Source organism: Kitasatospora sp. NPDC004240 (assembly GCF_053603215.1).
Genome location: NZ_JBSGFD010000044.1, coordinates 16,185 through 36,957, shown reverse-complemented (window position 1 = coordinate 36,957; position 20,773 = coordinate 16,185). Strand labels below are relative to the sequence as shown.

General features: G+C 74.3%; 21 protein-coding genes. 16 read left to right on the top strand and 5 right to left on the bottom strand.

Going from position 1 to position 20,773, the window contains the following annotated elements; translation table 11 throughout:
• The first annotated feature begins 11 nt into the window (after positions 1 to 11).
• A complete protein-coding gene (locus ACWEQL_RS14650) occupies positions 12 to 1,154 on the top strand; it encodes a D-alanine--D-alanine ligase family protein (RefSeq protein WP_452150597.1) in 1,143 nt (380 codons plus the stop codon).
• Positions 1,155 to 1,212: 58 nt separating this feature from the next.
• Here the strand turns inward: ACWEQL_RS14650 and ACWEQL_RS14645 are convergent, their stop codons facing one another.
• Together ACWEQL_RS14645 and ACWEQL_RS14640 are read right to left on the bottom strand one after the other, a co-directional pair.
• Positions 1,213 to 1,731, bottom strand: a complete 519-nt coding sequence (locus ACWEQL_RS14645; protein WP_452150596.1) for a DUF3515 domain-containing protein — start codon at positions 1,729 to 1,731, stop codon at positions 1,213 to 1,215.
• A gap of 20 nt (positions 1,732 to 1,751) precedes the next feature.
• Positions 1,752 to 1,985, bottom strand: a complete 234-nt coding sequence (locus ACWEQL_RS14640; protein WP_452150595.1) for an Lrp/AsnC family transcriptional regulator — start codon at positions 1,983 to 1,985, stop codon at positions 1,752 to 1,754.
• Between the two features lie 253 nt (positions 1,986 to 2,238).
• On the opposite strand from ACWEQL_RS14640, the gene ACWEQL_RS14635 reads away from it, so the two are divergent.
• From ACWEQL_RS14635 to thiD, 3 genes are all read left to right on the top strand, one after another.
• Entirely contained in the window at positions 2,239 to 3,204 is a 966-nt protein-coding gene (locus ACWEQL_RS14635) for a thiamine-phosphate kinase (RefSeq protein WP_452150594.1), read from the top strand.
• A 389-nt stretch (positions 3,205 to 3,593) separates the two neighbouring features.
• On the top strand, positions 3,594 to 4,619 hold the full coding sequence (locus ACWEQL_RS14630; protein ID WP_452150593.1) for an ATP-dependent 6-phosphofructokinase: 1,026 nt from the start codon (positions 3,594 to 3,596) through the stop codon (positions 4,617 to 4,619).
• A gap of 24 nt (positions 4,620 to 4,643) precedes the next feature.
• Positions 4,644 to 5,447: a bifunctional hydroxymethylpyrimidine kinase/phosphomethylpyrimidine kinase gene (gene thiD / locus ACWEQL_RS14625; RefSeq protein WP_452150592.1), complete on the top strand. Its 804-nt coding sequence runs from the start codon at positions 4,644 to 4,646 to the stop codon at positions 5,445 to 5,447.
• A 140-nt stretch (positions 5,448 to 5,587) separates the two neighbouring features.
• Here the strand turns inward: thiD and rpmB are convergent, their stop codons facing one another.
• Entirely contained in the window at positions 5,588 to 5,773 is a 186-nt protein-coding gene (rpmB, locus tag ACWEQL_RS14620; RefSeq protein ID WP_014138233.1) for a 50S ribosomal protein L28, read from the bottom strand.
• A 285-nt stretch (positions 5,774 to 6,058) separates the two neighbouring features.
• On the opposite strand from rpmB, the gene ACWEQL_RS14615 reads away from it, so the two are divergent.
• The 10 genes from ACWEQL_RS14615 to mutM all read left to right on the top strand — a co-directional run bounded on the left by ACWEQL_RS14615 (position 6,059) and on the right by mutM (position 16,065).
• Positions 6,059 to 7,693, top strand: coding sequence for a DAK2 domain-containing protein (locus ACWEQL_RS14615; RefSeq protein WP_452150591.1), 1,635 nt, complete (start codon positions 6,059 to 6,061; stop codon positions 7,691 to 7,693).
• A 31-nt stretch (positions 7,694 to 7,724) separates the two neighbouring features.
• On the top strand, positions 7,725 to 9,959 hold the full coding sequence (gene recG, locus ACWEQL_RS14610; protein ID WP_452150590.1) for an ATP-dependent DNA helicase RecG: 2,235 nt from the start codon (positions 7,725 to 7,727) through the stop codon (positions 9,957 to 9,959).
• A gap of 116 nt (positions 9,960 to 10,075) precedes the next feature.
• Positions 10,076 to 10,600, top strand: a complete 525-nt coding sequence (locus tag ACWEQL_RS14605; protein ID WP_452150589.1) for a hypothetical protein — start codon at positions 10,076 to 10,078, stop codon at positions 10,598 to 10,600.
• 116 nt (positions 10,601 to 10,716) lie between these two features.
• On the top strand, positions 10,717 to 11,301 hold the full coding sequence (gene rsmD / locus ACWEQL_RS14600; protein WP_452150588.1) for a 16S rRNA (guanine(966)-N(2))-methyltransferase RsmD: 585 nt from the start codon (positions 10,717 to 10,719) through the stop codon (positions 11,299 to 11,301).
• Positions 11,302 to 11,348: 47 nt separating this feature from the next.
• Entirely contained in the window at positions 11,349 to 11,840 is a 492-nt protein-coding gene (coaD, locus tag ACWEQL_RS14595; protein ID WP_452150587.1) for a pantetheine-phosphate adenylyltransferase, read from the top strand.
• A 207-nt stretch (positions 11,841 to 12,047) separates the two neighbouring features.
• Entirely contained in the window at positions 12,048 to 13,274 is a 1,227-nt protein-coding gene (locus ACWEQL_RS14590) for a cell division initiation protein (RefSeq protein WP_452150586.1), read from the top strand.
• Between the two features lie 158 nt (positions 13,275 to 13,432).
• Complete coding sequence (locus ACWEQL_RS14585; RefSeq protein WP_452150585.1) at positions 13,433 to 14,101, top strand: YceD family protein; 669 nt, start codon at positions 13,433 to 13,435, stop codon at positions 14,099 to 14,101.
• A gap of 2 nt (positions 14,102 to 14,103) precedes the next feature.
• Entirely contained in the window at positions 14,104 to 14,277 is a 174-nt protein-coding gene (gene rpmF / locus ACWEQL_RS14580; RefSeq protein WP_030275709.1) for a 50S ribosomal protein L32, read from the top strand.
• 20 nt (positions 14,278 to 14,297) lie between these two features.
• Complete coding sequence (gene rnc / locus ACWEQL_RS14575; RefSeq protein ID WP_452150584.1) at positions 14,298 to 15,080, top strand: ribonuclease III; 783 nt, start codon at positions 14,298 to 14,300, stop codon at positions 15,078 to 15,080.
• 109 nt (positions 15,081 to 15,189) lie between these two features.
• Positions 15,190 to 16,065 carry a bifunctional DNA-formamidopyrimidine glycosylase/DNA-(apurinic or apyrimidinic site) lyase gene (gene mutM / locus ACWEQL_RS14570; RefSeq protein WP_452150583.1) on the top strand — a complete coding sequence of 292 codons (876 nt, stop codon included), beginning with the start codon at positions 15,190 to 15,192 and terminating at the stop codon, positions 16,063 to 16,065.
• Between the two features lie 64 nt (positions 16,066 to 16,129).
• On the opposite strand, the gene ACWEQL_RS14565 is transcribed toward mutM, so the two are convergent.
• A complete protein-coding gene (locus ACWEQL_RS14565; RefSeq protein ID WP_452150582.1) occupies positions 16,130 to 17,053 on the bottom strand; it encodes a hypothetical protein in 924 nt (307 codons plus the stop codon).
• 268 nt (positions 17,054 to 17,321) lie between these two features.
• Between ACWEQL_RS14565 and ACWEQL_RS14560 the strand changes: the two genes are divergently transcribed.
• Positions 17,322 to 18,668, top strand: a complete 1,347-nt coding sequence (locus ACWEQL_RS14560) for an EGFR-like transmembrane domain-containing protein (protein ID WP_452150581.1) — start codon at positions 17,322 to 17,324, stop codon at positions 18,666 to 18,668.
• Between the two features lie 57 nt (positions 18,669 to 18,725).
• Here the strand turns inward: ACWEQL_RS14560 and ACWEQL_RS14555 are convergent, their stop codons facing one another.
• The gene (locus ACWEQL_RS14555; protein WP_452150580.1) at positions 18,726 to 20,156 is read right to left on the bottom strand and encodes an MFS transporter; all 1,431 of its coding nucleotides are present in this window, start codon (positions 20,154 to 20,156) and stop codon (positions 18,726 to 18,728) included.
• Positions 20,157 to 20,216: 60 nt separating this feature from the next.
• On the opposite strand from ACWEQL_RS14555, the gene ACWEQL_RS14550 reads away from it, so the two are divergent.
• The gene (locus ACWEQL_RS14550) at positions 20,217 to 20,714 is read left to right on the top strand and encodes a winged helix-turn-helix transcriptional regulator (RefSeq protein WP_452150579.1); all 498 of its coding nucleotides are present in this window, start codon (positions 20,217 to 20,219) and stop codon (positions 20,712 to 20,714) included.
• Positions 20,715 to 20,773: the final 59 nt, after the last annotated feature.

The following is a 20,773-nucleotide window of genomic DNA, read 5'->3' as shown; positions in this document are numbered from 1 at the left end:
TCAAACCCGATATGAGCATCGAAAAGACCTCCCAGAACCCGTCCGCGAAGCCGCGCGTAGCGATCGTCTTCGGCGGCCGCAGCTCCGAGCACGCCATCTCGGTCACCACCGCGGGCAGCGTTCTGCGGGCGATCGACCGTGACAAGTACGAGGTGCTGCCGATCGGCATCACCCACGAGGGCCGCTGGGCGCTGGTCAGCGACGAGCCCGCCCGGATGGCCATCACGGACGGCCGGCTGCCGGACGTCGCCCAGGTCGCCGAGTCCGTCGAGGGCCAGGTCGCGCTGCCGCTCGCCCCGGGCAGCCGCGAGGTGGTCTGGAGCGAGCCCGGAACGGCCCCCAAGGCCCTCGGCGAGGTGGACGTGGTGCTGCCGCTGCTGCACGGCCCCTGGGGCGAGGACGGCACCCTCCAGGGCCTGCTGGAACTCTCCGGCGTCCCGTACGTCGGCAACGGCGTGCTGGCCAGCGCGGTCGGCATGGACAAGGAGTTCACCAAGCGGATCCTGGCCTCGCACGGGCTGGGCGTCGGCTCGTACACCATCGTGCGCCCGCGCGAGTGGGAGAGCGAGGAGGGCCGCGCCGCCGTCCGCGAGCGGGCCGCCGGGCTGGGGCTGCCGCTGTTCGTGAAGCCCTGCCGGGCCGGCTCCAGCATGGGCATCACCAAGGTCAAGGACCTGGCCGACCTGGACGCCGCGATCGAGGAGGCCCGCCGGCACGACCCCAAGCTGATCATCGAGGCGGGGGTCTCCGGCCGCGAGATCGAGTGCGCGGTGCTGGAGTTCGAGGACGGTCCGCGGGCCAGCGTGCCGGCCGAGGTCCTGGTCGGCGGCGGCTACGAGTTCTACGACTTCGAGGCCAAGTACATCGACTCCTCCGAGGTGCAGATCCCGGCCCGGCTCTCCGAGGAGGAGACCGCCGAGATCCGCCGGCAGGCGCTGGCGGCCTTCGAGGCGCTCGGCTGCGAGGGCCTGGCCCGGGTGGACTTCTTCCTGCTGGACGACGGCACCTGGATGGTCAACGAGATCAACACCATGCCCGGCTTCACGCCCATCTCGGCCTTCCCCAAGATGTGGCAGGCCACCGGGATGCCGTACGCCGAGCTGATCGACCGGCTGCTGCAGCGGGCGCTGAACCGCTCCACCGGCCTGCGCTGACGCCCGACGCGAGGAGGGGCGGGCCCGTCGACGGGCCCGCCCCTCCCGTCGTCCCGGCTCAGGCCGGGACGTGCGCCTTGACCGCCGCGGAGAGCGCGGCGGCCGCGTCCAGCGGGTTGGCGTAGGCCCCTCCGGGCACGGTGACCTCCACGAAGGCCGCGCGCTGGGTCGCGGTGAACCGGTAGCCGCCGTCGCCCAGCTCGTGTGCGAACCAGGTCACGTCGTCGATGGTGGGCGAGATCTCCTTCTGCCGCTCGAAGGTGAGCTCGTCCGGGTGCGGCACGCCGCAGCGCAGCACCGTGCGCGGCGAGGAGTCCCAGACGGCCACGTACGGCGAGGCGGGGGAGGGGTCCTTGCGGGGGTGGCCCAGCAGGGCCTGCGGCAGCGCCCCGGCCAGCTCCCGGCAGTACCCCGCGGCCTTGCCCGTCGGCACGGGCACCTCGATCGGCTCCTCGGACGTGCTCCAGCTGCCGACCAGCACCACCACGGTGCAGGTCAGCGCGAGCGGGAGCGCCAGCCACCGGACGGGGGCCGGGAGCGTCGCCAGGACGCGGGGGACGCGCAGTTGTCGGGCCACCCGCCGATGGTAGCCGGGCCTTACAGGTGGACCACCGGACAGGTGAGGGTGCGGGTGATGCCCTCGATCCTCTGGAGCTGGGCCACGACCAGGCGGCCGAGCTCGTCGAAGTCGTCGGCCTCGGCGCGGACGATCACGTCGTACGGGCCGGTGACGTCGTCGACCTGCTGGACGCTCGGGAGACCCTTGATGGTCTCGGAGACGGAGGCGGCCTTGCCCACCTCGGTCTGGATCAGGATGTATGCCTGGACCACGGGGACCTCCCGGCGGCTGGGAACGGGGACCGCCGCCGTGACCGCCCGGTCGGGGCGCCCGGGTGGGGAGCGCGGGGGGCAACGGCAGACTGATCACCACGCTACCGCGCAGCGGGCCGGGGAGGGGAGACCTCTGCGCGTCCGGAGGGCGTACGCTGCGCGCGGGGGGCGCGCTCTCCCCGGGGACGGGGGTTGCGAAACGTTCGAGTGGAATCGTCCGGCCGGTGTCGGCCGGACTGCGAGAGGACGGCAGATGCAGGGGACCGTGGGCGAGCTCGGTGAGTTCGGACTCATCAAGGAGCTGACCGCCCGGGTACCGCTCACCGAGGCGGTCGACCTCGGCCCGGGCGACGACGCGGCCGTGGTGAAGGCGCCGGACGGCCGGGTGGTGGCCACCACCGACGTGCTGATCGAGGGTCGGCACTTCCGCCGGGACTGGTCCACCGCGTACGACGTGGGCCGCAAGGCCGCCGCGCAGAACCTGGCCGACGTGGCCGCCATGGGCGCGGTGCCGACCGCGATCCTGCTGGGCCTGGTCGCCCCCGCCGACCTGCCCACCACCTGGGCCACCGAGCTGATGGACGGGCTGCGCGACGAGTGCCAGGTGGCCGGCGCCACGGTGGTGGGCGGCGACGTGGTGCGCGGGGAGACCATCACCCTGGCCATCACGGCGCTCGGGGACCTCCAGGGGCGCGCGGCGGTGACGCGCGCCGGGGCGCAGGTCGGCGACGTGGTCGCGGTGACCGGCTGGCTGGGCTGGTCGGCCGCCGGACTGACCGTGCTGCAGCGCGGCTTCCGCTCGCCGCGGGCCTTCGTCGAGGCGCACCGTCGGCCCGAACCGCCCTACCACGCGGGCCCGGCCGGCTCGGAGCTCGGCGCCACTTCGATGATCGACGTCAGCGACGGGCTGGTCGCGGACCTCGGTCACGTCGCCAAGGCCAGCGCGGTGGACATCGACCTGCGCGCGGCCGACTTCGACGTACCGGCGCAGATGGCCGACATCGGCCAGGCGGTCGGGGTGGACCCGCTGGTGTGGGTGCTCTCCGGCGGCGAGGACCACGCGATCGCGGCGACCTTCCCCGCCGGCGTCCAACTGCCCGCCCGCTGGCGGGTGGTGGGCCGGGTGACCGGACGACCGACGGGCAGCCGGGGCGGCCGGGTCACGGTGGACGGCGCCCCCTGGGACCGGGTCGGCGGCTGGGACCACTTCGCCGAGTGAACGGCCGTGGGCCGGGGCGCGTCGGTCCGGCTGTGTCACGGGCCCCGGCGGTCCCCGAACCAACAGGGCCTGTCGCTCGGATCCTTGCCGGGCCCGCGGCGTCCGGGCACGCACTCCCCCAGCCTTCGGCCGGGAGGTGCCCCCACGCTGCGTTGTCGTCGGTCGCCAATGGCCCCCAGCCTCCGGCCGGGAGGTGCCCCCACCGCAGTGGCTCCTTCCTCCGCCTTGCGATGCACGCACGAATGGGGGTCCCCCCAGCCGAAGGTTGGGGGAGCCGCGGTCTGATCCGACAAAATCCAAGCGACAGGCCCTAGGCTGCCTACCGACCGGGGCCGCCCGGGAAGCCCCGGGTGGCCCGAACCACGGCGGAACGGGAGAGCACAGCCACCATGCGTATCGGTGTCCTGACCAGCGGCGGCGACTGCCCCGGCCTCAACGCGGTGATCCGTTCCGTGGTGCACCGCGGCACCGACGTCCACGGGGACGAGATCCTCGGCATCGAGGACGGCTTCCTCGGCCTGATCGAGGGCCGGGCCAGGCCGGTCTCGCACGACGACGTCACCGGACTGCTCACCCTGGGCGGCACGATCCTCGGCTCGGCCCGGGTCAGGCGCGAGCGGATCGAGTGGGCGGTGGAGAACGCCACCACCCTCGCCCGCAACCTCGGCATCGACGCGCTGATCGCGATCGGCGGCGAGGGAACCCTCACCGCGGCCCGGCTGTTCAGCGACGCCGGGCTGCCGGTGGTCGGCGTCCCGAAGACGATCGACAACGACATCGACGCCACCGACGTCACCTTCGGCTTCGACACCGCGGTGCACGTGGCGACCGAGGCGATCGACCGGCTGAAGACCACCGCCGAGTCCCACCAGCGGGTCATGGTGGTCGAGTTGATGGGCCGGCACACCGGCTGGATCACCCTCACCGCGGGGATGGCGGGCGGCGCCCACGGCATCCTGCTCCCGGAGAAGCCCTTCGACATCGAGGCGGTGGCCCGGCTGGTCGAGGACCGCTTCGCCCGCGGCAAGAAGTTCGCCATCATCGCGGTCGCCGAGGGGGCCGGTCCGATGCCCGGCACGATGCGCTTCGACCACGGCGACCTCGACCAGTTCGGCCACCGGACCTTCGGCGGGATCGGCAACCGGCTCGCCCACGAGCTGGAGGACCTGCTCGGCAAGGAGGCCCGGCCGGTCATCCTCGGCCACGTCCAGCGCGGCGGCATCCCCACCGCCCGCGACCGGGTGCTCGCCACCCGGTTCGGCTGGCACGCCGTGGAGGCCGTCCACAAGGGCGCCTTCGGCCACTTCACCGCGCTGCGCCGGGGCGAGATCGCGCTGGTCCCGATCGCCGACGCGGTCACCCGGCTCAAGACCGTGCCCAAGGACCGCTGGGCGGAATCGGAGGCCGTGCTCTGAACCCCGCCCGGTAGGTTGGGGCCCATGACAGCTCCTCCCCGCGTGCTCACCGTCGCCGGCTCCGACTCCGGCGGCGGCGCCGGCATCCAGGCCGACCTGAAGGCGATGCTCGCCCTCGGCGTCCACGGCATGAGCGTGATCACCGCGGTCACCGCGCAGAACTCCCTCGGTGTCCAGGGCTACTGGGAACTGCCCGCCGAGGCCGTCCGGGCCCAGTTCCGCAGCGTCGTGGACGACATCGGCGTCCAGGCCGTGAAGACCGGCATGCTCGCCTCGGTCGAGCTGGTCGAGACCGTCTCCGAGCTGCTGGCCGGCGTGGCCGCCCCGGTGGTGGTCGACCCGGTCGGCGTCTCCAAGCACGGGGACGCCCTGCTCGCCGCCGAGGCCGTCGCCACCGTACGGGAGCGGCTGCTGCCGGTGGCCACCCTCGCCACGCCCAACCTCCACGAGGTGACGCAGCTCACCGGTCGCACGGTCGAGGACGAGGGACAGATGCTGGACGCGGCCAGGGCGCTGCTCGACCTCGGCCCGCGCTGGGTGCTGGTCAAGGGCGGCCACCTGGCCGGCGAGGCCGCGGACCTGCTGTACGGCGGCCCGGACGAGGTGCACTGGTACCGCGCCCCCCGCTACGACAACCGGCACACCCACGGCACCGGCTGCACCCTGGCCAGCGCGATCGCGGCCGGGCTCGCCAAGGGCGAGGCGCTGCCCGAGGCGGTCGGCTCGGCGAAGGAGTACATCACCGGCGCGATCGCGGGCGGCTTCGCCCTGGGGGCCGGGATCGGCCCGGTCGACCACGCCTGGCGCTGGCGTCCGGCCGGGTCGTAGCGGCGGGTCCCCGGGGGCACGTGCTCCCGGGGACAGGCCTTCCGGGGACCGGCCTTCCGGAGGTCACGCGGGAACGACAGAAAGCCGGTTCATCCGAGGATGAACCGGCTGACTGGAGGACCGGCGTACCGGTCTGCGCGTCAGCGCGAGACCTTACCGGCCTTGATGCACGAGGTGCAGACGTTGAGCCGCTTCGGCGTCCGCCCGATCACAGCGCGCACCGTCTGGATGTTGGGGTTCCAACGACGGGGGGTGCGGCGGTGCGAGTGGGAGATGCTGTTGCCGAAGCCCGGCCCCTTGCCGCAGACGTCGCAGTTGGCAGCCACAGGAGTCACTCCAAGACTTCAGATCATGTACGTTCGAAAACCCCGTCAACCCACCGGAGCACTCACGTGAACCGGACCGGACCAAGGGGTGAGCCCGGAACTGTTCCAGGCAACCGGAAGAGCATACAACGCTTGCTTCCGTTCAACGAAACTACCACGATCGCGCCGGTGATCGCTCCGGCCCTCACCCTCCAGCGGCCACCGCCCGCTCCCCGATAACCTGCCAACATCGCCGCTCGCCGTTCACCCCGAGGCCATCGCGGTGTCCCGTCCGGAGGAGACCTGGTGCTGCAGACGCTCGACGCCCCGGCCGTGCGCACCTGGTGCCGGCTGGCCCTGCGCGCGCTCGGCCAGGCCCGCGAGGAGATCGACGCGCTCAACGTCTACCCCGTACCCGACGGCGACACCGGCACCAACCTCTACCTGACCGTCGAGTCCGCCGCCGCCGCGGTGGAGAACAGCTTCAGCGAGGCCGCCGGGGCCGACCGGGCCGCCCCGGGCCTCGGCGAGACCGCGCGGGTGATGGCCCGCGGCGCGCTGGTCGGCGCCCGCGGCAACTCCGGGGTGATCCTCGCCCAGTGGCTGCGCGGCACCGCCGAGACGCTGGCCGAGGGCGGCGGGGCCGACCAGCTGCGGGCCGCGCTGCAGCGGGCCGCCGACTCCGCGTACCAGGCCGTCGCCGAACCCGTCGAGGGCACCCTGCTGACCGTGGCCCGGGTGGCCGCCCGGGAGGCCGCGCGGGCCGGCGACGGGCTCGCCCAGGTCGCCGAGACGGCCTACCGGGCCGCCCGCGAGGCCCTGCGGCGCACCCCCGAACAGCTCGCCGTGCTCGCCGAGGCCGGGGTGGTCGACGCCGGCGGACGCGGCCTGGTCGCCGTCCTCGGCGCGCTGGCCGACGCGGTGGCCGGCCACCAGCCGATGGGCCCGGTCGCGCTGCGCGACGACGTGCGGATCGCCGGGAGCTGCGAGGGGCACGTGCGGCCGCCCGGCCCCGGGCATCCGGCCTTCGAGGTGATCTACCTGCTGGACGCCCCCGACGACGCGCTGCCCGCGCTGCGCGGGCGGCTGGCCGGGCTCGGTGACTCGCTGGTGGTCGGCGGCGGGGACGGCCTGTGGAACGTCCACGTGCACGTCGACGACGCCGGCGCCGCCGTGGAGGCCGGGGTGGAGGCCGGCCGGCCGCACCAGATCCGGATCACCCACTTCGCCGAGGCCGCCGCCCGTTCCGGTGCCGGCGACGACCGCGGCGAGCGCGAGGTGCGCACCCGCGCGGTGCTCAGCGTCGTCCCCGGCCCCGGCCTGGCCGAGCTGTGCGAGCAGGCCGGCGCCGTCGTCCTGCACGCCGCCGGACGGCCCCCGGCCAGCGCCGACCTCACCGCGGCGGTCCGCCGGGCCGGCGCCCGCGAGGTCGTCCTGCTGCTCAACGACCCCGAGCTGAGGGCCGCCGCCGGCGCCGCCGCCGACCAGCTGCGCGAGGAGGGCGTGCGGATCGCCGTGCTGCCCACCCGCTCGCCGGTCCAGGGCCTGGCGGCGCTCGCCGTGCACGAGGCCGGGCGGCGTTTCGACGAGGACGTGGTCGCCATGACCTCGGCGGCCGGCGCCACCCGGTACGCCGAACTCGCCCTCGCCGAGGGGGAGTCCTGGACGATGGCGGGCGTCTGCCAGGCCGGGGACGTGCTCGGCCTGATCGACGGCGACGTCGCGGTGATCGGCGCCGACCTCATCGAGGTCGGCACCAGCGTGCTCGACCGGATGCTCGGCGCGGGCGGCGAGCTCGTCACCCTGATCCTCGGCGAGGGCGCCCCCGACGGCCTGGCCGACCGGCTGGTCGCGCACGCCCGGTACCGGCGGCCCGAGGTGGACGCCGCGGTCTTCCACGGCGGGCAGGAGTCCGCGCCGCTGCTCATCGGGGTGGAGTGATCTGTCGGTCCGGTGGTGTAAACAGGGCGTGATGGGCGCTCTCGATCAACCACTGACCAAGCTCGTCGGCGACCGCACCGCCAAGGTCCTCGCCGACAGCCTCAAGCTGCGCACGGTCGGCGACCTGCTGCACCACTATCCGCGCCGTTACGTCGAACGCGGCCAGCTCACCAGTCTGGACGAGCTGGAGATCGACGAGCACGTCACCGTGCTGGCCCGGATCGAGAAGGTCACCCTGATCCCCTTCCACGGCCGCAAGGGCGACCGGCTGAAGGTCGAGGTGACCGACGGCCGCAGCCGGCTCTCGCTGGTCTTCTTCAACCAGGGCTGGCGGCAGAAGGAACTGCGTCCCGGCGCGCAGGGCCTGTTCGCCGGCAAGGTCGGCGTCTTCAACCGCGAGCGCCAACTGGTCTCCCCGGACTACCAGCTGCTCGACCAGGACGCCGACTCCGGGGTCGCCGAGCGCTTCGCCGGCCGGCTCATCCCGGTGTACGGCGCCAGCGCCCAGATGCCCAGCTGGAAGCTCTCCAAGTGCGTCGACATGGCGCTCGACACCCATCTCGGCGAGGTCGTCGAGCCGCTGCCGGAGGAGCTGCGCGCCGAGCACGACCTGATCCCGCTGGCCGAGGCGCTGGAGCTGATCCACCGGCCGCGCGGCCACGCCGACCGCGAGCGCGCCCAGAGCCGACTGCGCTGGGACGAGGCCTTCGTCCTCCAGATCGCCCTGGCCCAGCGCCGGGCCGCCGACTCGGCGCTGCCCGCCCGCCCGCGCCCGCGCCGGGCCGGCGGGCTGCTGGACGCCTTCGACGCGCGGCTGCCGTTCACCCTCACCGACGGGCAGCGGAGAGTCGCCGACGAGATCTTCGCCGACCTGGCCGGCGAGCACCCGATGCACCGGCTGCTCCAGGGCGAGGTCGGCTCCGGCAAGACGCTGGTCGCGCTGCGGGCGATGCTCGCCGTGGTCGACGCCGGCGGGCAGGCCGTGCTGCTCGCGCCCACCGAGGTGCTCGCCCAGCAGCACCACCGCTCGATCGTCGAGATGATGGGCGACCTCGCCGAGGGCGGCATGCTGGGCGGCTCCGAGCTCGGTACCAAGGTGGTGCTGCTGACCGGTTCGATGGGCGTCGCGGCCCGCCGGCAGGCGCTGCTCGACATGGCCTGCGGGGACGCCGGCATCGCCATCGGCACCCACGCCCTGATCGAGGACAAGGTCCAGTTCCAGGACCTCGGCCTGGTCGTCGTCGACGAGCAGCACCGCTTCGGCGTCGAGCAGCGGGACGCGCTGCGCGCCAAGGGCGAACAGCCGCCCCACCTGCTGGTCATGACGGCCACCCCGATCCCGCGCACGGTCGCCATGACCGTCTTCGGTGACCTGGAGACCTCCGTCCTGGACCAACTGCCGGCCGGCCGCTCGCCGATCGCCACCCATGTCGTCCCGGCCCTGGAGAAGCCCAACTTCCTGGTCCGCGCCTGGGAACGGGTGCGCGAGGAGGTCACCAAGGGCCACCAGGCCTACGTGGTCTGCCCCCGGATCGGCGACGAGGAGCCGGAGCCGGCCAAGGGCCGCCGGGGCGCCCGGGCCGCCAAGGCCGAGGAGGAGCTGGAGGACCTCGACGGCCCCGCCGACGACGGCGCCCGCGGCGAGGACCGCCGCCCGCCGCTGTCGGTGGTGGAGACCGCCGAGAAGCTGGCGAAGGGGCCGCTGGCCGGCCTGCGGGTGGAGATCCTGCACGGCCGGCTCGCCCCCGAGGCCAAGGACGAGGTGATGCGCCGCTTCGCCGCCGGCGGGGTGGACGTCCTGGTGGCCACCACGGTCATCGAGGTCGGCGTCAACGTGCCCAACTCCACCGCCATGGTGATTATGGACGCCGACCGCTTCGGCGTCTCCCAGCTCCACCAGCTGCGCGGCCGGGTCGGCCGCGGCAGCGCACCGGGCCTGTGCCTGCTGGTCAGCGACATGCCCGCGGGCAGCGCCGCCCGCGCCCGGCTGGAGGCGGTGGCCGGCACCCTGGACGGCTTCGAGCTCTCCCGCATCGACCTGGAGCAGCGCCGCGAGGGCGACGTGCTGGGCCAGGCGCAGTCCGGCGTGAAGTCCTCGCTCAAGGTGCTCTCCGTGCTGGAGGACGAGGAGGTCATCGTCACCGCCCGCGCCGCCGCCACCCGGCTGGTCGAGGAGGACCCGCGGCTGGACGCCCACCCGGCGCTGCGCACCGCGCTGGAGAGCCTGGTCGACGAGGAGCGCGCGGAGTATCTGGAGAAGGGCTGAGCGGGCGGGCCCGGCCCTGTCGCGCCGGGCCGATTGTCAGACCCCCGGGAGAGAATGTAGTTGTTCAGGACGCACCCTCAAGGTGCGTTCCTGGCGCGACACTTGGGGGTCCTGCCATGGCATTCCGTCATCTCAACGAGCTCCCGCTGGGCGACAAGGTCTTCCGGATCGAACTCGCCAGCGACGACGACCGCGAGGTCACCCTCACCCTGACCGGCTGGCGCGAGGGGGCGGCCGCCGCGCCGCTCGCCTCGGGCAAGCTCCGCCTGCCGGTCGAGGACGTCGCCTCGCTGCGGATCGCGCTCAACCGCGCGCTGCGCGCCCTGGCGATCGTCGCCGACGTCTCCGAGCCCATCCCCGACCGTGACGTGCTGCGCGAGCTCTACCCCGGCCACGGCGCCCCCTGGGTGCCGCAGCACGAGGAGGAGCTGGTCCGGCGCTTCCACGACGCCGAGACCGTCGCCCGGATCGCCGCCCGCTTCGGCCGGACGCCCGACTCCGTGCGCACCAAGCTCCGTGAGCTGGGCCACGACCCCCGCCGTCCCGAGTACTGCCCGCCCGACGGCTGCCTGTCCTGGTCGCGGTACGCCTCGCCGGCCCTGCTCGGCGCGACCGTGCCGGCCCAGGCCGCGGCCGAATAGCGCACCCGCGGGCGGACCGCGTTGAATGGGGAGCCCCGCCGGCCGGCCGGCGGGGCTCCGCCGTGCGCGCGGCCGCGTGCCGGCGCGCAGCCGTACAGAAGGGAATCCGCCACCTCATGACCCGCGTGATCGCCGGAGCGGCCGGCGGCCGCCGGCTGGCCGTACCGCCCGGCCGGGGCACCCGTCCGACCTCCGACAAGGCCCGCGAGGCGATGTTCTCCACCCTGGAGGCGCTGCGCGGCACGATCCACGGGGCCCGGATGCTCGACCTGTTCGGCGGGTCCGGCGCGGTGGGCCTGGAGGCGCTGTCGCGCGGCGCCGAGCACGTCCTGCTGGTCGAGGCGGACGGCCAGGCGGCCCGGGTGATCCGCGAGAACGTCCGGACCCTCGCCCTGCCGGGCGCGGAGCTGCGCGCCGCCAGGGCGGAGAAGGTGATCGCCGGGCCGGCCCCGCAGAGCCCGTACGACCTGGTGTTCCTGGATCCTCCGTACGCGGTCACCGACGATGAGCTCCGCGAGATGCTGATCACACTCCTGGCCGGGGGCTGGCTCGCGCAGGACGCACTCGTCACCGTGGAGCGCAGCACCCGAGGCGGCGAGTTCGGCTGGCCCGACGGTTTCGAGGTGCTGCGCTCCCGCCGCTACGGCGAGGGCACGCTCTGGTACGGTCGCGCCGCCGCCGAGACCCGCCAGCACGACTAGCGGGCGCCGGGCCCGCAGCACCAGGACCCCACGAGGGAGCACACGTCATGCGCCGCGCCGTCTGTCCCGGATCGTTCGACCCGATCACCAACGGGCACCTCGACATCATCGGGCGTGCCTCGAAGCTGTACGACGTGGTGCACGTCGCGGTCGCGGTGAACCGGAACAAGCAGGGCATGTTCACCATCGAGGAGCGGATCGCGCTGATCGAGGAGACCACCGCCCAGTACGGCAACGTGGTGGTCGAGTCGCACCTCGGCCTGCTGGTGGACTTCTGCCGCGACCGGGGCATCCCGGCGATCATCAAGGGCCTGCGGGCGGTCAGCGACTTCGACTACGAGCTGCAGATGGCCCAGATGAACCACGGGCTGACCGGGGTGGAGACGCTCTTCGTACCGACCTCGCCGACCTACAGCTTCCTGTCGTCGACGCTGGTCAAGGAGGTGGCCTCGTACGGCGGGGACGTCTCGCACCTGCTGCCGCCGGTGGTGCACGACCGGCTGGTCGAGCGGATCGCGGAGCGTCGCGCGGCCCAGTGACCGGCCCGGGCGTCCGGGTGCCCGATGGGTCGTTTTCCGTTGTTTCGTCATGGGTTGCACCCCGCCCGGCCGGGCGGGGTGCCGCAGGCGTTGTGAGCTCGCCGGGCAGTGGCCGTACAGTCTGTATCCCTGCCCTGCGGTGAGGTCCACCGCGCCGGGCGCTGCCTCCGCCGGAACGTCGGCGGCACACGGAAAGACTGAAGACCCGTGGACGTGCAGAACAAGGTCGACGAGATCGTCGCGGCCGTCGAGAACGCCCGCTCGATGCCCATGTCGGCCTCCTGCGTCGTGAACCGAGCCGAGCTGGTCGGGCTGCTGCAGGACCTCCGGGCGGCGCTGCCCGCCGAGCTGGCCCAGGCCCAGTCGGTGATGGCCGACCACGAGCAGGTGGTCGCCGACGCCCAGTCCGAGGCCGAGCGGATCATCCAGGGCGCGCACGCCGAGCGGGGCTCGCTGATCTCCGACACCGAGGTGGTCCGGCAGGCCCGCGCCGAGGCGGACCGCATCCTCGCGCAGGCCCGCGCCGAGGTCGAGGGCAAGCGCGCCGAGGCCGACGACTACGTGGACAGCAAGCTCGCCAACTTCGAGGTGGTGCTCACCAAGACGCTCGGCGCCGTCGGCCGCGGCCGCACCAAGCTGCGCGGCGACTCCAGCGTCTTCGAGTCCGAGCCGGAGGGCGAGGGCGACGGCGAGGAGTTCCGCCCGCAGCGGATCAGCCCGAGCCCCGAGGTCGACGAGTACGTCGATGTGAAGCTCGCCACCCTGGAGGTCGTCCTCTCCAAGACCCTGGAGGCGGTCGGCAAGGGTCGCGACAAGCTGCTCGGCAAGGCCCCGATCGACGAGCTCGGCGCCTACCTCGCCGCCGCCGACCAGGCCCAGCAGCTCAAGGACCGCGCCGAGGCGGTCGCGGCCGGCTTCGCCGCCGACGGCGACGAGCAGTCCTGGTACGGCGCCGACGTCCCGCAGCAGCAGACCTGGCCCGAGCAGACCCCCGCCGCCGCGGGCTGGCAGACCCCGGGCGGGGACCAGTACGCGGCCGCGCAGCAGCCCGACCAGTACGCGCAGGCGTACGGCGGCGGCTTCGACCCGGCCGGCCAGGCCGACCCCTACGCGGCCGCCCAGTGGGGCCACCAGGGCCAGGACACCCACGGCGGCTACCCGCAGCAGCCGGCCTACCCGGCCGGCCAGCCGGGGGCGGACGGCTGGGGCCACCCCGGGCCGGGGGCCACGGGGGCGTACCCGCAGCAGCAGGGCTACGGCGGCCAGCAGTACGACGGCTGGGGGCAGGAGACCGGCGGGCACTACCCGCAGCAGCCGCCCGCGCCGCCCGCGCTGCCGCCGGCCGTCCCGCAGCAGCAGAGCCTGGACGAGACCAGCTTCTTCGACACCAGCATGATCGACATGACCAGGCTCCGGGAGCTGGGCGGGCGCTGACCTGCCCGGGGCGGGAGGATCCCGCCAGGATTGGGTCCTGGCGGGACTGTCCGGTAGTCTGACCACTCCGGCCTCTCCGTGTCGGGCCGTCGGTCTGCCCACGCATCGTCCGGCGAGCAGAGCCGCGCATCAGCTTTTTTCCCAGGAAGTCAGGAACCTTGAACCGCCTCGACCACCGCGACCCCCTCGTGTTCGACACGCACGAGCTGGGCCGTCGCCCCGGCTCGCTGCGCAAGGTCGCCCGGACCCTGGAGGCCCCCGAGGGCCTGGGCATCATCGACGTGATCGGTGTGCCGGAGGGGAGCGAGATCGCGCTGGACCTCCGTCTGGAGTCCGTGGTCGAGGGCGTGCTGGTCACCGGCACGGCCGAGGCCCAGGTCGAGGGCGAGTGCGTCCGGTGCCTGGAGCCCGTCGAGTTCGACATCGACGTGGACTTCCAGGAGCTGTACTACTACCCGGAGTCCGACGAGCGTCACCGCGCCCGGACCGCCGGGACCGAGGACCTCGACGAGGATTCCGAGGAAGAGACTTACCGTCTGGAGGGCGATTTCTTCGACCTCCGGCCGGTGCTGCGTGACGCGGTGGTGCTCGCACTGCCGCTGCAGCCGGTGTGCCAGGAAGACTGCCTGGGCCTGTGCTCCGAATGCGGGGCGCGCCTGAGTGACGACCCGGCGCACCACCACGACGCCGTCGACCCCCGGTGGGCGGCTCTGCAGGGACTCTCCGCCGACAACGGCGACGAGGCCCGTGCCGAAGCCGCTGATCGGCGGCCGGGAAACGAGAACAGCGACACCCGTGAGGGTGCCGCCGAGAACCAGGAGAAGTAGCCGTGGCTGTTCCGAAGCGGAAGATGTCGCGCAGCAACACGCGCCACCGCCGGTCCAACTGGAAGGCCGTTGCCCCGGCCCTCGTGGCGTGCGACCGCTGCCACGAGCCGAAGCTCGCGCACATCGCGTGCCCGAGCTGCGGCACGTACAACCGTCGCCAGGTCCTCTCGGTCTGATCGGCGGGGTGCACGGATCGATGTCGGACGGTAACTCCTCCCGCAAGTCGTCCTCCGCCCAGTCCGGCGGTGGCAAGGCCGGCGGGCCGGCTTCGACCGAATACGACGTCCTGGAAGGGCGCCTCGGGTACACGCTCGAGCGCGCCCTTCTGGTGCGCGCCCTCACCCACCGCTCGTACGCGTACGAGAACGGCGGGCTGCCCACCAACGAGCGCCTGGAGTTCCTCGGCGACTCGGTGCTGGGCCTGGTGGTGACCGACACCCTCTACCGCGTCCACCCGGACGTCCCCGAGGGCACGCTCGCCAAGCTGCGCGCCGCGGTGGTGAACTCCCGCGCGCTCGCCGACGTCGGCCGGGGCCTGGACCTCGGCGCGTTCATCCGGCTCGGCAAGGGCGAGGAGGGCACCGGCGGCCGCGACAAGTCGTCGATCCTCGCCGACACCGTCGAGGCCGTGATCGGCGCCGTCTACCTGGACCGCGGCCTGGACGCGGCCACCGAGTTCGTCCACCGGCTGTTCGACCCGCTGATCGAGGAGTCCTCTCAGCTCGGCGCCGGCCTGGACTGGAAGACCAGCCTCCAGGAGCTCACCGCCTCGGTGGGCATCGGGGTGCCGGAGTACGTGGTCGAGGAGTCCGGCCCGGACCACGAGAAGACCTTCACCGCCGCCGCCCGGGTGGCCGGAGAGGACTTCGGCAGCGGCGTCGGCCGCTCGAAGAAGGAGGCCGAGCAGAAGGCCGCCGAGAGCGCCTGGCGTGCGATCAAGGAGAAGTACGCCGACCGCCTGCCGGCCGGCGGGGCCTGACCCCGCTCTCCCCTCCGACCTCCGAACGGGATCCGGGGCCCGCGTTCACGGACCCCGGACCCGCAGTACCCTTCGTGCTGCCCGTCCCGTCGCACAGGAGGCCGTCGAGGTGCCAGAACTCCCCGAGGTGGAGGTCGTCCGTCGCGGACTCGCGAACTGGGTCGCCGGCCGCACCGTCGCCGACGTCCAGGTGCTCCACCCGCGCGCGGTGCGCCGCCAGCCGGCCGGCGCCGCGGACTTCGTCGCCCGGCTGACCGGCACCACGCTGGGCGAGGCCCGGCGGCGCGGCAAGTACCTCTGGGTGCCGCTGGGCACCGCGGAGCCGCGGACCGCGGGATTCTCGCTGATCGGGCACCTCGGGATGAGCGGCCAGCTGCTCGTCCAGGACCCCTCGGCGGCGGACGAGACCCATCTGCGGGTCCGGCTGCGCTTCACCGACGGCGGCCGCGAGCTGCGCTTCGTCGACCAGCGGACCTTCGGCGGCCTGGCCGTCGAGGAGGCCGAGGACGACGCCGAGTCCACCCCGCTGTCCATCGCGCACATCGCCCGGGACCCGCTGGACGCCCGCTTCGACGACGCCGTCTTCACGGCCGCGCTGCGTGCCCGGCGCACCACCGTCAAGCGCGCCCTGCTGGACCAGACCCTGATCAGCGGCGTCGGCAACATCTACGCGGACGAGGCGCTGTGGCGCTCGCGACTGCACTACGACCGCCCGACCGCGACCCTCACCCGCCCGCAGGCGGCCCTGCTGCTGGCCAACGCCCGGGACGTGATGACCGCGGCGCTGGCCGTCGGCGGCACCAGCTTCGACAGCCTCTACGTCAACGTGAACGGCGAGAGCGGCTACTTCTCCCGCGACCTGGACGCCTACGGCCGGGAGGGCGAGCCCTGCCGCCGCTGCGGCACGCCGATCCGCCGGGCCGCCTGGATGAACCGCTCCAGCTACTTCTGCCCCCGCTGCCAGCGCCCGCCGCGGGCGCGCTGAGAACGCGAAGGGCCCGCCGGTACGCCTGGGACGTGAACCGGCGGGCCCTGCGGCTTCGCAGGTCTCAGCGCTTGCTGAGCTCCGGCTGCGGGGCCTCGGCCGGCTCCGGGCCGGCGCCGTGGGTGTCCTGGCCGAAGTAGGCGACCCCGACGGCGGAGACCACGGCGAGCACGAAGCCGACCACCCCGAGCCAGCCGAGGCCGGACTTGGTGACGTCGCCCAGCCAGATCACGCCCACCGCGCCGGGGAACACGGTCTCGCCGACCACCAGGGCGGCGGTCGCGCCGTTCACCGAGCCGATCTGCAGCGCGACGGTGTGCACGTACATGCCGCCGATGCCGCCGATCAGCACGGCGTACAGAGCAGGGTCGGAGAGCAGCGCGCCGAGCTCGAACGGGTCGACGCCGTTGAGGATGCGCACGCCGACGCCGAGCGCGCCGAAGCCCAGGCCGGAGAGCAGACCGGCGACGATCGCGCCCTTGGAGCCCATCCGGCGCACCAGCAGGCTGCCCCCGACCAGCACCACGGTGGTGACGGTCAGCAGCCACCAGTGGAAGGTCATGTCCGCGTGGTGGCCGCCCTCCGGGCCGGCCGCGACCGCGAGCATCACCAGGGCCGAGCAGAGCACGCCGATCGAGGCCCACTCCAGCTGCTTGAGCCGGATGCCCAGCAGCTTGATGCTCAGCACCGCGGTGATCACCAGGTTGGCGCTGATGATGGTCTGGGAGAGGAACAGCGGCAGCAGCCGGGCGGCCAGCGCGCCGAGCCCGAAGCCGATCAGGTCGAGCACCGTCCCGACGATGAACTCCCAGGTGACGGCGGCCTTCGCGGTGGAGGAGAGGGAGGGGCCGCCGTGCTCGGTGGTCCCGCCGGAGGCCCCCTTGGCGGCCTCCTCCCGGGCGGAGCGGCGCGACCCGACGGCCTGAAGGACCGAGCCGGTGCCGTAGCAGGCCGAGGCTGCCACGGCGGTGACGAGGCCGATGATCACCAGGTGCTCCGATCGAGAGTCATGGTCAAGAGATGGTCATGGAAGGGAAAAGGCAGGCTCCACTATGCCTGGTCGCGGGAGGCCGCCCCCCGCGGGGACGACGTGCGGCCCAGGGCGGGGGTTCCCGCTCCGGAGCGGGTTCAGGGGCCGGCGGGCGAAACATCATCCCCGAGGAGGGCGGGCACCCCGGCGGACGGTGGGGGTGGGCCGCGTGGGGGTATGTGAAGCATGTGCACATTCGCCCGATTCGAGAGGTGGCGTCGCTGCCATGGGACCCCTCGTACGACGACGTACCCGGGCCGCCGGGCCGTTCGCCCCGGTGGCGGCGGCGCTCGGGTTGCTGCTCCTGCTCGCCTCGCTGCTGCTGGCCCCCGCCGCCTCGGCGGCCGGACTGGACGACGCCTCCGCCGCGCTCAAGGAGGGCCGGGTCTACGTCGATCCGGCGATGGCGGACCGGCTGGGCCCGGCGCGGGCCGACGCGCTGGCCGAGAAGGTCCGCTCCGCCGACAAGCCGATCTTCCTCGCGGTCGTCCCGGCCACCGACCAGTACGGCGCGCAGACCGTCTTCCAGGACCTGCGCACCAAGGTCGGCATCACCGGCGTCTACGGCATCTGGCGCGGCGAGGAGTTCCAGGCCCGCTCGGACGCCGCCGCCCTGCCGAGTACCAGCGCCGAACGGATCGCCGGGGCGTCCCTGCGCTCGCACCCCGGCGACGTCGACGCCGTCCTGAACGACTTCGTCGACACCGCCGCCCCGCAGGTCCGGGGCCACGGCGTGGCCGCCGACACCGGGCCGACGGTGGCCGGGGTGGTCGTCCCGCTCGCCCTGCTGGCCCTGGTCGGCGCCGGGGTGTTCCTGGTGCTGCGCCGCTCCCGGCAGCGCAAGGAGGAGCAGCGCCGGGCCGAACTGGCCCAGCTGCGCCGGGTGGTGGACGAGGACATCACCGCCTTCGGCGAGGAGCTGGACCGGCTGGACTTCGACCCGGGCGCGGCCGACGCCGACGACACCCAGCGCGGTGACTACGCGCGCGCGCTGGACTCCTACGACCGGGCCAAGCGGCTGATGGACGAGGCGAAGGGGCCGGAGCAGGTCGGGCCGGTCACCGAGGCGCTGGAGGACGGCCGGTTCTCGCTGGCCGTGCTGGCCGCCCGGCGCGAGGGCCGCGAGGTGCCCGAGCGCCGTCCGCCCTGCTTCTTCGACCCGCGGCACGGCCCCTCGGTCCGGGACGCCGACTGGGCGCCGGCCGGCGGCGCCGCCCGGGCCGTCCCGGTCTGCGCCGCGGACGGCGAGCGGCTGGCCGCCGGACGGGAGCCGGACATCCGGACCGTGCCCACCGCCGCGGGCCCGCAGCCGTACTGGAACGCGGGACCGGCGTACGGGCCGTGGGCGGGCGGCTACTTCGGCGGGTACGGCGGCGGGCTGCTGCCCGGCCTGCTGGTCGGGACGATGCTCGGCTCGGCGATGCTGAGCGGCCCCGCCTACGCCTCGCCGGGGGACGGCTCGGGCTACGACGGGGGTGACCACTCGGGCGGCGACTTCTCCGGCGGTGACTTCGGGGGCGGGTTCGGCGGAGGGGACTTCGGCGGTGGCGGCGACTTCGGCGGGGGCTTCTGAAGGAAGGACGGACGGACCGGGCCCGGACCCGTCGGTCCGGGCCCGGGGCGGCGGGGCTCAGCGCGGTGACGTCCGGGGGCGGACGAGGAGGAGGGCCGCCGCGCCGGCGAGCACGGCGGTGAGGGCGATCGCGATCCAGCCGTGGCGGAAGGCGTCCACGGCGGCCGCGGTGTCGCGCGGGGTCCCGAGCACGCCGACCAGGACGGCGACGCCGACCACCGCGCCGATCTGGCGGGCCATCGAGGTGACGGCGGAGCCGGTGGCGAAGCGGGCGGGCGGCAGGGCCGCCGCCGCGGCGCCGATCAGGGTCGGCAGGGTGAGCCCGACGCCGAGCCCGGTGAGCAGCATCCCGGGCAGCAGCGCGCCCGCGTAGTCGGGCTCGGCGGTGAGGGCCAGGGCCCACCAGCCGATCCCGGCGGCGAACACCAGGGGGCCGAGCGCGGCGAGCGGGCCGGGGCCGATCCGGCGCTGCAGCGGGCCGCCGGCCAGGCTCACCGGCGGGACCAGCAGCGGGCCCGGGGCGAGCGCGAGGCCCGTTCGCAGCGCCGAGTAGCCCCAGACCTGCTGGCACCAGAGGACGGAGCCGAGCAGCATCCCGGCGAAGGCGGCGGTGAACAGCAGGGCGGCCGCGTTGGCCGCGGCGAAGCCCCGTACCCGCAGCAGCGGCAGCTCCACCACCGGCGCCGGGTGGCGGGCCGAGCGCAGCAGGAACCAACCGGTCAGCAGGGCCGCCGCGAACAGACCGCCGACCACCCGGTACGAGCCCCAGCCCCAGGCCTCGGCCTTGACCAGGGCGACGGCGAGCAGGCCGATCGCGGCGGTCAGCAGCAGCGCGCCGAACAGGTCGGGCAGCGGCCCCCGCTCGGTACGGGCCGGGCGGGGGAGGACCCGCCGGCCGGCGAGGAGGGCGGCCACCCCGACCGGCAGGTTGACCAGGAAGACCCAGCGCCAGTCCACCTCGACCAGCAGCCCGCCGAGCACCGGGCCGAGCCCGGCGGCGATCCCGCCGATCGCGGCCCAGGCCCGGACGGCGCGCGGACGACGCTGTGCCTCGGTGACGTCCAGCAGCAGGGCGAGCGAGGTGGGCATCAGCAGCGCGGCCCCGGCGGCCTGGAGCACCCGGGCGGCGACCAGCCAGGCGACGCCGGGGGCGAGGGCGCAGAGCGCCGAGGCGAGGGTGAAGACGGCGAGGCCGGCCAGGAAGCCCGCGCGGTGGCCGATCCGGTCGGCGAGGCGGCCGGCCGGGACGAGCAGGGCGGCGAAGACGATCGCGTAGCCGTTGAGCACCCAGGAGAGGGAGGCGAGCGCGGCGCCGCCGAAGTGGCCGGCCATCGCGGGCAGGGCCACGTTGACCACGAAGAGGTCGAGGTTGGAGACGAAGACGGCGGCGGCGACCACCAGGAACACCGGGCCCGCGGGGCGGGCGGGGGCGGCGGGGGCGGCCGGGGCGGCCTCACGAAGTGGGTTTGAATTTCCAACTCTGTCCATGGCCCGGGAAGGTAGCGCGACCGGGTTTGAGAACACAACCCTGTGTGGCAGGCTGGTCGTGTGAGCTCGCGCACCCCCGACGACATCCCCGGCCGGCCCTGTTCGATCGCCGCCGCCCTCCAGGTGGTCGGCGAGAAGTGGGCCCTCCTCGCGGTCCGCGAGATCTTCTACGGCAACCACCGCTTCGACCGGATCGCCCGCAACACCGGGGCCCCGCGCGACCGCCTCACCGCCCGGCTGCGCGCCCTGGAGGAGGCCGGCGTGGTGGAGCGCCGCGCCTACAGCGAGCGCCCGCCGCGCTTCGAGTACCACCTCACCGAGGCCGGCCGGGACCTCGCCCCGCTCACCCAGGCCCTGCTCTCCTGGGGCGACCGCTGGCTGCTGCCGCAGCCCCCGGTGACCCTGCGGCACGCCCCGGACGGCTGCGGGCCCCACCCGTACGACCCCGCCTGGACCTGTCGCACCTGCGGGCGGGAGGGTGTCCGCGACGACCTGCGGATCGAGATCCACAGCCCCGGCTGGGCCGTCGAGGGCCCGGTCGATCCGAAGGCCGGCTGACGCCGCGGGCGCCGCCCGCGGCCGGCCGCACGCCGTCGGGGGCGACCGTCCCGGCCGCC

Coding starts and splice junctions, on each gene's coding strand:
- ACWEQL_RS14650 (WP_452150597.1), top strand. CDS start 12: ATGAGCATCGAAAAGACCTCCCAGAACCCGTCCGCGAAGCCGCGCGTA.
- ACWEQL_RS14635 (WP_452150594.1), top strand. CDS start 2,239: ATGCAGGGGACCGTGGGCGAGCTCGGTGAGTTCGGACTCATCAAGGAG.
- ACWEQL_RS14630 (WP_452150593.1), top strand. CDS start 3,594: ATGCGTATCGGTGTCCTGACCAGCGGCGGCGACTGCCCCGGCCTCAAC.
- thiD (WP_452150592.1), top strand. CDS start 4,644: ATGACAGCTCCTCCCCGCGTGCTCACCGTCGCCGGCTCCGACTCCGGC.
- recG (WP_452150590.1), top strand. CDS start 7,725: ATGGGCGCTCTCGATCAACCACTGACCAAGCTCGTCGGCGACCGCACC.
- ACWEQL_RS14605 (WP_452150589.1), top strand. CDS start 10,076: ATGGCATTCCGTCATCTCAACGAGCTCCCGCTGGGCGACAAGGTCTTC.
- rsmD (WP_452150588.1), top strand. CDS start 10,717: ATGACCCGCGTGATCGCCGGAGCGGCCGGCGGCCGCCGGCTGGCCGTA.
- coaD (WP_452150587.1), top strand. CDS start 11,349: ATGCGCCGCGCCGTCTGTCCCGGATCGTTCGACCCGATCACCAACGGG.
- rnc (WP_452150584.1), top strand. CDS start 14,298: ATGTCGGACGGTAACTCCTCCCGCAAGTCGTCCTCCGCCCAGTCCGGC.
- ACWEQL_RS14560 (WP_452150581.1), top strand. CDS start 17,322: ATGGGACCCCTCGTACGACGACGTACCCGGGCCGCCGGGCCGTTCGCC.
- ACWEQL_RS14555 (WP_452150580.1), bottom strand. CDS start 20,156: ATGGACAGAGTTGGAAATTCAAACCCACTTCGTGAGGCCGCCCCGGCC.